At 65.7% G+C, this 10,765-nt stretch carries 9 protein-coding genes; 1 reads left to right on the plus strand and 8 read right to left on the minus strand.

Annotation, left to right across the window (positions count from 1 at the left end):
- Window positions 1–231 precede the first annotated feature (231 nt).
- Window positions 232–2,133: a diguanylate cyclase gene (locus tag HMPREF2716_RS28220; protein WP_021205359.1), complete on the plus strand. Its 1,902-nt coding sequence runs from the start codon at window positions 232–234 to the stop codon at window positions 2,131–2,133.
- 1 nt (window position 2,134) lies between these two features.
- On the opposite strand, the gene alr is transcribed toward HMPREF2716_RS28220, so the two are convergent.
- The 8 genes from alr to rnr all read right to left on the minus strand — a co-directional run bounded on the left by alr (window position 2,135) and on the right by rnr (window position 10,528).
- The gene (alr, locus tag HMPREF2716_RS28225; RefSeq protein ID WP_003100010.1) at window positions 2,135–3,211 is read right to left on the minus strand and encodes an alanine racemase; all 1,077 of its coding nucleotides are present in this window, start codon (window positions 3,209–3,211) and stop codon (window positions 2,135–2,137) included.
- Window positions 3,212–3,279: 68 nt separating this feature from the next.
- On the minus strand, window positions 3,280–4,674 hold the full coding sequence (dnaB, locus tag HMPREF2716_RS28230) for a replicative DNA helicase (RefSeq protein WP_003100012.1): 1,395 nt from the start codon (window positions 4,672–4,674) through the stop codon (window positions 3,280–3,282).
- A gap of 128 nt (window positions 4,675–4,802) precedes the next feature.
- The gene (rplI, locus tag HMPREF2716_RS28235) at window positions 4,803–5,249 is read right to left on the minus strand and encodes a 50S ribosomal protein L9 (RefSeq protein WP_003095627.1); all 447 of its coding nucleotides are present in this window, start codon (window positions 5,247–5,249) and stop codon (window positions 4,803–4,805) included.
- 21 nt (window positions 5,250–5,270) lie between these two features.
- The gene (locus HMPREF2716_RS28240) at window positions 5,271–6,140 is read right to left on the minus strand and encodes a hypothetical protein (RefSeq protein ID WP_003095630.1); all 870 of its coding nucleotides are present in this window, start codon (window positions 6,138–6,140) and stop codon (window positions 5,271–5,273) included.
- 36 nt (window positions 6,141–6,176) lie between these two features.
- Window positions 6,177–6,407, minus strand: coding sequence for a 30S ribosomal protein S18 (gene rpsR, locus HMPREF2716_RS28245; RefSeq protein WP_003095634.1), 231 nt, complete (start codon window positions 6,405–6,407; stop codon window positions 6,177–6,179).
- Between the two features lie 29 nt (window positions 6,408–6,436).
- A complete protein-coding gene (rpsF, locus tag HMPREF2716_RS28250) occupies window positions 6,437–6,856 on the minus strand; it encodes a 30S ribosomal protein S6 (protein WP_070622078.1) in 420 nt (139 codons plus the stop codon).
- A 214-nt stretch (window positions 6,857–7,070) separates the two neighbouring features.
- Window positions 7,071–7,817: a 23S rRNA (guanosine(2251)-2'-O)-methyltransferase RlmB gene (gene rlmB / locus HMPREF2716_RS28255; RefSeq protein ID WP_003095638.1), complete on the minus strand. Its 747-nt coding sequence runs from the start codon at window positions 7,815–7,817 to the stop codon at window positions 7,071–7,073.
- Window positions 7,814–10,528: a ribonuclease R gene (gene rnr, locus HMPREF2716_RS28260; RefSeq protein WP_003100016.1), complete on the minus strand. Its 2,715-nt coding sequence runs from the start codon at window positions 10,526–10,528 to the stop codon at window positions 7,814–7,816. Before rnr ends, rlmB begins: the two co-directional genes overlap by 4 nt.
- Window positions 10,529–10,765 lie beyond the last annotated feature (237 nt).

Below are 10,765 nucleotides of genomic sequence, written 5' to 3' on the forward strand. Positions count from 1 at the left end.
CGGCTTGGCGGCTTGCATCACGGGCACCAGGGGGTATCTCTAGGAATGGGGGGTCGCGAAAACGCGGGGCGCGGAATATAGCACAAAAAATGAGCAATTCCGACGTTTTCACTGGGTATTGCCTGTCGTCGGCCGGCTTCGAAAAAATGCCATCATTTAGCCATCTTGTTTCTATACTCCATTCATCGTCATCTCACCCGGCCTCTAAGGCAGGCCCCCGGGAGAGTCATCGTGCGCCATCCTCTTGCCCTGCTCGCGGTCATCTTCCTGCTACTGGCCAGCGCCGTTTCGCGCGCCGCGCCGGAGTTTCCGGCGCCTCCGGCCAGCGGCGCCTGGTTGAACGGCTCGCTGGACCTGCTCGAAGACCCCGATGGCAACCTGGCGGTGGAGGACCTCGAACAAGCGGAGCAGGCCGGCCGCTTCGTCGCCGCCGCCGGCCGCACCAGCGTCGGCCTCAGCCGCAGCGCCTGGTGGCTGCGCCTCGACCTGCCGAGACGCGAGGCGGTATCCGGCGGCTGGTGGCTGGAAGTCGCCAGCGCCAGCCTGCACGACCTGCGCCTGTATCTCCCCGACGAGCGCGGCGGGTTCCGTGAACATCGCAGCGGCGAAGCGGTGCCCTTCGCCGAGGGCCGCGACCACGCCTATCGTCATCCGCTGTTCCGGATCCCTCCCGGCGATGGGCCGTTGCGCGTCTACCTGCGCAGCTACGATCCCGGCGGCAACGCCTTTCCGCTGAGGCTCTGGAGCCACGACGAACTGCTGGAATACCGCAGCCAGGGCAACCTGCTGTTCGGCATGGCCTACGGGCTGATCCTCGCCCTGCTGCTGTACAACCTGTTCCTCTTCACCAGCCTGCGCGATCGCGCCTATTTCTGGTACGTGCTGACCGCTGCCAGCGCGCTGGTGCTGACCCTGAGCATCAGCGGCCATGGTTTCGAGTATTTCTGGCCCGAGCGGGCGGTGCCCTGGTGGCTTGACCGCCTGGCGCTGCTGGCGATCTGGGGCATCTGCGTGATCCGCTTCAGCCAGAACCTGCTGCAAAGCCGGCAGCACGCACGCTGGGCCCATCACCTGCTGAACGCCTGTTGCCTGCTGTTCCTTGCCTGCCTGGCGTTCAACGCCGCCGGCTGGCGCTGGCAGGCGGCCGGCGTGCTGGCGCTGGCCCTGCTGGCCAACCTGCCGATCGCCATCGGCCTGGCAGTGCAGCGCTGGCGCCAGGGTTCGGCCACGGCGCGCCTGTACCTGGTCGGCTTCGGCCTGGTGCTCGGCAGCGTCAGCCTTGGCGTGATGCGCGCCACCGCGCTGGTCCAGCCGACCTCGGCCAACGCCATGGTCTTCCCGCTGGCGCTGACCCTGGAGGCCCTGCTGTTCTCCCTGGCGCTCGCCTCGCGCATCCAGGATCTGAAGCAGGAAAGGGCCCTGGCCCTGGACCAGGCCGACCAGGAAAAGAACGCGCGCCTGGCCCTGCTGCACAGCGCCCAGCGCGACCTGGCACGCGCCGTGGAAGTCCGTACCAACGAGTTGAGCGAGGCCAATCGCCAGTTGCAGATGCGCGAAGCGCAACTGCAGTACGCCGCCCATCACGACCCGCTGACCGGGCTTGGCAACCGCAGGCACCTGATGGAGTTCGCCGAAAGCGCCCTGGACGACGCGCGCCGCCACGGCAACAGCATGGCGCTGCTGCTGATCGACCTGGATCACTTCAAGCCGATCAACGATACCCATGGCCACGATGCCGGCGACTTCGTCCTGCAGAACGTGGCCCAGCGGCTGCGCCATTGCGTGCGCACCGAGGATTGCGTGGCGCGCCTCGGCGGCGACGAATTCGCCGTGCTGGTCGGCGGGTCGAATGCCGAGCAGCATGCCCGCGACATCGCCGAACGCCTGCTGCGAGAACTGGCGAAACCGGTGGAGTTCGCCAAGCAGTGGCTGGTGATCACACCGAGCATCGGCGTCGCCCTGTTTCCCGGCGACGCCCTGCAGTTCGGCAAACTCTACAAGGCCGCCGACCAGGCGCTGTACCGGGTCAAGGGCGCCGGGCGCGCCGGCTATGCGATGGCTGCCGACGATGAACGCGAGACCGCGCCGGCGCTCCCCTGGCCGACCGCCCTGGCACCGGAGCGTATCTCCTGAATCAGTGGCTGTAGCGTCGCGGAACCCGAGCCGTGACCTTGCTCAGAAGCTCGTAGCCAAGGGTGCCGCAGGCACGGGCGACCTCGTCCACCGACAACCCGGCGCCCCACAACTCCACCGGGTCGCCAACGCGAGCCTCCGGCAGGTCGGAGAGGTCGACCGCCAGCATGTCCATCGAGACCCGCCCGGCCAGGGTCGCGCGGCGTCCCCCGACCAGTACCGGAGTCCCGGCTGGCGCGGTACGCGGATAGCCGTCGGCGTAGCCGCAACTGACCGTGCCGATCCGCGCCGGCCGCTCGGCGATCCAGGTGGCGCCGTAGCCGACGCTCTCGCCCACGGCCACCTCGCGCAGTGAAATCAACTGCGCGCCCAGGCTCATGGCCGGCCTCAGGCCCAGTTCGGCGGCGCTCAGGTCGGCCAGCGGGGTCGACCCGTAGAGCATGATTCCCGGCCGCAGCCAGTCCATGTGGGCGGCCGGGATAGTCAGCACCGCCGCCGAATTGGCCAGGCTGCGCTGGTCGAAATCCAGGTCGAGCAGGCCGAGGAAACTCTCCAGCTGCTGCTCGGTGAGCGGATGGTTGCGTTCGTCGGCGCAGGCGAAATGGCTGATCAGGTTCAGCTCGCGCACACCAGGATGGTTGCGCAGGCGCGCATGCCAGGCGCGCAGCGCGGCAGGATCGAAGCCCAGGCGGTGCATGCCGGAGTCGAGCTTGAGCCAGACGTTGAGTGGAATATCCAGGCCGGCGGCGAGGAACGCCTCGCCCTGTTCCGCGCCCTGGATCACCAGGTCCAGGCGCAATTGCCCGGCGAGGGCGTATTCGCTCGCCTCGAAGCAGCCTTCCAGCAACAGGATGCGCGCGCTGGCGTGCAAGGCGCGGACTTCCGCGGCCTCCTCCAGGCAGGCCACGGCGAAGCCATCGGCATCGTCGTGCAACGCGGTAACCACTTCGCGCGCACCGTGGCCATAGGCGTTCGCCTTGACCACCGCGAACGCCTGGCGCTGCGGCGCGCAGCGCTTGGCCAGGGCATAGTTGTGGCGAATGGCGGAAAGGTCGACGGTGGCAACGAGGGGACGCATGGCATCGGGTCCTGCAACTGAAACGGGTGCCTATGGTAAGGCGCCCGCCGGGCAAGACCCAAGCCGGGTCATTCGTCCTCGAAGTTGTACATGCCGGCGGCAAGGTTCTCGAAGCGCGTGTATTTGCCGATGAAGGCCAGGCGCACCGTACCGATCGGACCGTTACGCTGCTTGCCGATGATGATTTCGGCGACGCCCTTGAACTCGGTCTCCGGGTGGTACACCTCGTCGCGGTAGACGAACATGATCACGTCGGCGTCCTGCTCGATCGCCCCGGATTCGCGCAAGTCGGAGTTCACCGGGCGCTTGTTGGGTCGCTGCTCCAGGGAGCGGTTGAGCTGCGACAGGGCAATCACCGGGCAGTTGAATTCCTTCGCCAGGGCCTTCAGCGAGCGGGAAATCTCGGAAATCTCGTTGGTCCGGTTGTCGCCGCTGGAGCCGGGTATCTGCATCAGTTGCAGGTAGTCGATCATGATCAGCGCCAGGTCGCCGTGCTCGCGCACCAGGCGACGGGTCCGCGCGCGCATTTCCGAGGGACTGATGCCAGCGGTATCGTCGATGAACAGCTTCTTGTCGTTGAGCAGGTTGATCGCCGAAGTCAGGCGCGGCCAGTCCTCGTCGTCGAGCTTGCCGGAACGCACCTTGGTCTGGTCGATACGCCCGAGCGACGAGAGCATACGCATCACGATCGAGTCGGAGGGCATCTCCAGGGAGTACACCAACACGGCCTTGTCGGTGCGCATCACCGCGTTCTCGACCAGGTTCATGGCGAAGGTGGTCTTACCCATCGACGGACGCCCGGCGACGATGATCAGGTCGGCCGGCTGCAGGCCGCTGGTCTTCTCGTCGAGGTCGGTGAAACCGGTGGACACCCCGGTCAGCGCCTCGGTGGTGTTGAACAGGTAGTCGATGCGGTCGATGGTCTTGACCAGGATATCGCTGATCCCTACCGGCCCGCCGGTCTTCGGTCGCGCTTCGGCGATCTCGAAGATCTTCCGCTCGGCCTCGTCGAGGATCTCGTTGGCGCCGCGCCCTTCCGGGTGGAAGGCGCTGTCGGCGATCTCGTTGCTGATGCCGATCAGTTGGCGCAGGGTGGCGCGCTCGCGGATGATCTGCGCGTAGGCCTTGATGTTGGCGACCGAGGGAATGTTCTTCGCCAGTTCGCCGAGATAGGCCAGGCCGCCGACCTGGGCCAGTTGTCCTTCCTTCTCCAACTGCTCGGAGAGGGTCACCACGTCGATCGGCTGGTTGGCCTCGGCCAGCTTGTAGATGGCGCGGAAGATCAGGCGATGGTCATGGCGGTAGAAATCGCCGTCGGACACCGAATCCGACACACGCTCCCAGGCGTTGTTGTCCAGCATCAGGCCACCCAGCACGGCCTGCTCGGCCTCGATCGAGTGCGGCGGCACCTTCAGGGCTGTGGTTTCCAGGTCGTATTGCTCGGGGCTGGTGATCTCGTTCATAGACTCGACGCAAGAAAAAGGAACAGCGGAAAAAACAACGGGCACGGTGCCGTTGCCGGTACCGTGCCCGATGTTAGCGGACTGCCGCGGACACGCATATGCCCGCCCAGCCCTACCGATCGGATCGCTTACTCAGCGACGATGATCAGCTTCAGAGTGGTTTCCACGTCGGTGTGCAGGTGCACGGCGACGTCGAACTCACCGGTGTTGCGCAGCGCGCCGTTGGGCAGGCGAACTTCGGCTTTTTCCAGCGGGTAACCGGCAGCGGAAACGGCTTCGGCGATGTCGCGGGTGCCGATCGAACCGAACAGCTTGCCTTCGTCGCCAGCGTGGGCGCCGAGGGTTACCACCAGCTCGGAGAGCTGGGCAGCACGGGCTTCGGCAGCGGCCTTCTTCTCGGCGGCAGCCTTTTCCAGCTCGGCGCGGCGTGCTTCGAACGCAGCGACGTTCTCGGCGGTGGCGACGGTGGCCTTGCCCTGCGGCAGCAGGAAGTTACGGGCGTAACCGCCCTTGATGTTCACCTTGTCGCCCAGGTTGCCCAGGTTGGCGACTTTTTCCAGCAGGATGACTTCCATTTGAGTCTTACCTCTTAACTTTTAACCTTCACCGTTCGTGGAACCCTGGCGCCGGGCCAGGCGTCCACGAAAATCAAACAGACTGTCGACAACCGCCAAAAGACAGATCAGGTTCCCCAGCAGCAATACAGCCAGGTACAGGCCCACCAGCCAACCACCCGCGAGGCGCTTCAGGGCGATCAGGCCATGCCCGAGCGCCACGCCGGCGATGATCAGCGGCACGCTGCACAACGGACCGAGCACCGCGGCCTGCACTTCCAGCGCCGGGACCACGACGGCCCCCAGCAGCAGGATCACGGCAACCGCCGGCGCCAGCCGCAAACTCCGGAATTCGCGGCCGAAGCCGCCCGGGTTGTACAGCGAAGCCTGCCAGTACCGCGCGAGCATCAGGCAGAGCAGGCAGGTCACCTGCAGCGAGGAAGCCATGACCCCGGTCAGGGTCGGCACCAGCGCCACCTGCAACTTGTCCAGCTCTTCGCCCGACAGCTGGGACTCCCCGCGAAGCTGGGTCAGGACCTTGGTGACTTCCGTCGCCAGGGCGCCGATCAGCTCGCTGGAGGTATGCCCCAGCACCAGCGCGAATACCACGCCAACTGCAACACTGCCCAGCAGCACATGGCTCCAGGACGTGCTGGCGCGCAGGATCTGCGCCAGCGTCAGGGTACCGAGCAGGACCAGAAGGATGCTCGGATCGCCCAGGTACCACCAGAACATCGCCGGTAGCACCGCCCAGGCCAGGACGCCGAAGGCGTCGCCGAATCCGCGCCGCAGCAGCACCAGGCTACCGGCGGCGGCACTCAGCCAGAACAACAGTGGAACAACCGCGGAGCCTGCCACGGCGAGCGTGGCCTGCATGCGGCCGCGCATGGTGAACTCAGCCAGTGCGCGCATGCGATCTATCCCTTACCAGCGTTCGACTGCCCGATCTCAACGGCCGTGGCTGTCGGTGTAAGGAAGCAGGGCCAGGTAGCGGGCGCGCTTGATAGCGGTCGCCAGCTGACGCTGGTACTTGGCCTTGGTGCCGGTGATACGGCTCGGAACGATCTTGCCGGTTTCGGAAACGTAGGCCTTCAGGGTGTTGAGATCCTTGTAATCGATCTCTTTCACGCCTTCGGCGGTGAAGCGGCAGAACTTACGACGACGGAAGAAACGTGCCATGTGATTGGCTCCTCAATACTGGTCCGGAATTACTCGTCAGCGTTATCGCTATCGCTGTTGTCGTCGCCATCGGCGCCTTCAGCGTTATCGTTCGGACGCTCACGACGCTCGCGACGCTCGTTGCGGCTTTCTTCAGCCTTGAGCATCTCGGACTGCTCGGTGACAGCTTCGTCGCGACGCATGACCAGGTTACGGATCACGGCATCGTTGTAACGGAAGTTGTCTTCCAGCTCAGCCAGGGCCTTGGCGCTGCACTCGACGTTCATCAGAACGTAGTGGGCCTTGTGCACGTTGTTGATGGCGTAGGCCAGCTGACGACGGCCCCAGTCTTCCAGACGGTGGATCTTGCCGCCGTCTTCTTCGATGGCCTTGGTGTAACGCTCGACCATGCCACCGACTTGTTCGCTCTGGTCCGGGCGAACCAGGAACACGATTTCGTAATGACGCATAAATGCTCCTTACGGGTTGCAGCCTGCCGCAGAACGGTCAGGCAAGGAGTGAATGTTTTCTTGGCTTGCCTGGTGGAGAGGCGAACGAACGCCTGCCCGCGCGGCAAGGGGCGACATTCTAGAGAAGGGCAACCGGCGAAGCAAGGAAGATTGGCGAATATTTGTACAGCGGATGGAATGGCGCGGGGCCGCGCCGCGGCGGCCCCGCACGCGCTCACTCCAGCGGGGTGCGCTGGCGGAGGATCTCGAACAGGCAGACGCCGGTGGCGACCGAGACGTTCAGGCTGCTGACGCTGCCGGCCATCGGCAACCTGGCGAGGAAGTCGCAGTGCTCACGGGTCAGCCGGCGCATGCCCTTGCCTTCCGCGCCCATCACCAGCACGGTCGGCCCCTTGAGGTCGAGCTGGTAGAGGGTCTTGTCCGCCTCGCCAGCGGTGCCGACCACCCACAGGCCGCGCTGCTGGAGCTTTTCCAGGGTGCGCGCGAGGTTGGTCACCGCCACCAGCGGGATCACCTCGGCGGCGCCGCAAGCGACCTTGCGCACGGTGGCGTTGAGGGTCGCGGACTTGTCCTTGGGCACGATCACCGCCTGCACCCCCGCCGCATCGGCGGTACGCAGGCAGGCGCCGAGGTTGTGCGGATCGGTGACGCCATCCAGGGCCAGCAGCAGCGGCACGCCCTCGCTCCGCTCGAGCAGTTCCTCGAGCATGTTTTCGCCCCAGACCTGGCTGGGGCTGACTTCCGCGACCACGCCCTGGTGGACGCCTTCCGCCCACTCGTCGAGTTCGCGCCGATCGCGCTGCCCTACCGGAATACGGAACCCGGCGGCCAGCTCGGTGAGCACCTGGACCCGCGGATCATGCCGCCCCTCGGCCAGCCACAACTGCTTGACCCGCTTCGGGTGATGACGCAACAACGCTTCCACGGCATGCACGCCGTAGACCTTTTCCCACTGACTCATGACTTGGCCTTACGTTTGCGCGCCCCGGTGGCGGCCGGAGCGTTGTCGGCCTTCGGCTTGGAAGGCCCCTTGCGATGCTTGGTCGGCTTGCCCGGCTTGGCGGCAGCGGCGGGCTTGCCGTCCTTGGCCTTGCCCTTCGCGCTCTTGCCCGCAGGAACGACCTTGCCCTTCTTCCCGCCCTTGTCCTTGCCGCCGACACGCGCCTCGGCGAGCAGCGCCTGCTTCACCTCGCGACTCTTGCGCACGTCGGTGTTGCCGAGCATCTCCGCGGCCTGCGCCAGCAGCTCCGGCGCGACCGGCGGCAGCGCCTGCACCTTGCCGGCCTTGCGCCGCGGCACCACCGCGGCGTCGGGACTGGCCAGCGCCGGCTCCAGGTCGACCTCGGGCACGGATGCGCCCTTGCGCCCCTTCGGCGCCTTGCCGGCGTTCGCCGACTTGTCGCCGTTGCGCTTCTTGCGTCCGATCGGCGCGCTCAGCACGTTTCCGGCCAGCTCGAAATCGATCTTCCGCTCGTCCAGGTCGACCCGCGCCACTACCACTTCCGTGGTGTCGCCGAGACGGAAGCTGCGCCCGGTGCGTTCGCCGCTGAGGCGATGGTGCACGGCGTCGAAATGATAGTAGTCGCCGGGCAGCGCGGTCACATGGACCAGGCCTTCGACGAAGATGTCGGTCAGCTCGACGAACAGACCGAAACCGGTGACCGCAGTGATTACGCCAGGGAAGGTCTCGCCGACCCGCTCGCGCATGTATTCGCACTTCAGCCAGTTGGTCACGTCGCGGGTGGCCTCGTCGGCACGCCGCTCGGTCATCGAGCACTGCTCGCCCAACTGGTCCAGGCGCAATTCGTCGTACGGATAGATACGCGCCTTGGGCATGCTCGCCGCGCCGGCCCGCTGCACGTGCGGAGTCTCCGCCTTGGAGCGGATCACACTGCGGATCGCACGATGCACCAGCAGGTCCGGGTAGCGCCGGATCGGCGAGGTGAAGTGGGTGTAGGCGTCGTAGTTGAGGCCGAAGTGGCCATTGTTGTCCGGGCTGTACACCGCCTGGCTGAGCGAACGCAGCATGACCGTCTGGATCAGGCGGAAGTCGGCGCGGTCGTGGATCTTCTCCAGCAACTCCTGGTAGTCGCCCGGGGTCGGCGCGGCCTTGCCGCGGCCGAGGCTCAACCCCAGCTCGCCGAGGAACTGGCGCAGGTTGTTGAGCTTCTCCTGCGGCGGGCCGTCATGCACCCGGTACAACGCCGGGATGGCGTGCTTCTGCAGGAAGCGTGCGGTCGCCACGTTGGCGCAGAGCATGCACTCTTCGATCAGGCGGTGCGCATCGTTGCGCTGGGTCGGGCGGATTTCCGATATCTTCCGGTCGGCGCCGAAGACGATGCGGGTTTCCTGGGTCTCGAAATCGATCGCGCCGCGGACATGGCGGCCGGCCAGCAGCGCTTTATACAGCGCATACAGCTGCTGCAGGTGCGGCACCACGCCGGGCAACTGCTGGCGCAGGTTCTCGGCCTCGACGCTGTCGGGATGCTCGAGCAACTGGCTGACCTTGGTGTAGGTCAGGCGCGCATGGGAGTGGATCACCGCTTCGTAGAACTGATAGCCGGTCAGCTTGCCGGCCTTGGACAGGGTCATCTCGCAGACCATGGCCAGCCGGTCGACCAGTGGATTCAGCGAGCAGAGACCATTGGACAGCACCTCCGGCAGCATCGGGATCACCCGCTCGGGGAAATACACCGAGTTGCCGCGCCTGGCCGCCTCTTCGTCCAGCGCCGAACCGACCTTCACGTAGTGCGAGACATCGGCGATCGCCACGAACAGGCGCCAGCCGCCGCCGCGTTTGGCCTCGGCGTACACCGCGTCGTCGAAGTCGCGGGCATCCTCGCCGTCGATGGTGACGAAGGGCACCTGGCGCAGGTCGATACGCTTTTCCTTATCCTTCTCCGCCACTTCCGGCTTGAGCTTGGCCGCTTCCTTCTCCACCGCGGCCGGCCAGACGTGGGGGATATCGTAGCTGCGCAGGGCGACTTCGATCTCCATCCCCGGCGCCATGTAGTCGCCGAGCACCTCGACGATCTCGCCCTGGGCCTGGCGGTGGATGCTCGGCCATTGCTCGATGCGCACCTGGACGAACTGGTTGTGCCTGGCCTTGCCGGCCTTGCCCGGCGGGATCAGGACTTCCTGCTGGATCTTCGGGTTGTCCGCGACCACCACGCCGATGCCGCTTTCCTCGAAGTAGCGGCCGACCACGATCTCGTGGGCCCGCTCGATCACCTCGACCAGCTGGCCTTCGCGGCGTCCGCGCCGGTCATGGCCGGACACCCGTGCCAGGGCGCGGTCGCCGTCGAACACCAGGCGCATCTGGGTGGGACTGAGGAACAGGTCGTCGCTGCCATCGTCGGGGATCAGGAAGCCGAAGCCATCGCGGTGCCCGCTGATGCGGCCGCGGATCAGGTCCAGCTTGTCCACCGGCGCGTAGGCGCCACGACGCGTATAGATAAGCTGCCCGTCGCGTTCCATGGCGCGCAGGCGACGACGCAAGGCCTCTTCCGGCTCCTCGCCGGCGAGCCCGAACTCGTCGAGCAACTGGGAGCGAGTCGCCGGAGCGCCTCGCTCGGATAGGTGAGCCAGGATCAGTTCCCGGCTGGGGATGGGGTTTTCGTACTTTTCCGCTTCGCGAGCGGCCTCGGGATCGAGGTTTTGCCAATCGGCCATTAGAGGTAGGTCACCTTTTCTTCTTTAGCGTTTGCTGCCATTGCTCTATTGAAGCGCGAAAACGCTTCGTCGGTCAGCTTCGGCAGCAGAATAATTTTTATCGCATCAGGGGTTTACAAGCAGAATACGTACTCGTATAGTTCGCGCCCACAACGTTGCTGAGACGTTGTAACACGGAAACGATGAGCGATCATCGACTCCAGTGCCCAGGTGGCGGAATTGGTAGACGCACTAGGT

This window comes from Pseudomonas sp. HMSC076A11 (assembly GCF_001810205.1).
GTDB lineage: Bacteria > Pseudomonadota > Gammaproteobacteria > Pseudomonadales > Pseudomonadaceae > Pseudomonas > Pseudomonas aeruginosa.

Excerpts from the sequence above, each read along its gene's own strand:
- alr (WP_003100010.1), bottom strand. The coding sequence starts at position 3,211 with ATGCGTCCCCTCGTTGCCACCGTCGACCTTTCCGCCATTCGCCACAAC.
- dnaB (WP_003100012.1), bottom strand. The coding sequence starts at position 4,674 with ATGAACGAGATCACCAGCCCCGAGCAATACGACCTGGAAACCACAGCC.
- rplI (WP_003095627.1), bottom strand. The coding sequence starts at position 5,249 with ATGGAAGTCATCCTGCTGGAAAAAGTCGCCAACCTGGGCAACCTGGGC.
- HMPREF2716_RS28240 (WP_003095630.1), bottom strand. The coding sequence starts at position 6,140 with ATGCGCGCACTGGCTGAGTTCACCATGCGCGGCCGCATGCAGGCCACG.
- rpsR (WP_003095634.1), bottom strand. The coding sequence starts at position 6,407 with ATGGCACGTTTCTTCCGTCGTCGTAAGTTCTGCCGCTTCACCGCCGAA.
- rpsF (WP_070622078.1), bottom strand. The coding sequence starts at position 6,856 with ATGCGTCATTACGAAATCGTGTTCCTGGTTCGCCCGGACCAGAGCGAA.
- rlmB (WP_003095638.1), bottom strand. The coding sequence starts at position 7,817 with ATGAGTCAGTGGGAAAAGGTCTACGGCGTGCATGCCGTGGAAGCGTTG.
- rnr (WP_003100016.1), bottom strand. The coding sequence starts at position 10,528 with ATGGCCGATTGGCAAAACCTCGATCCCGAGGCCGCTCGCGAAGCGGAA.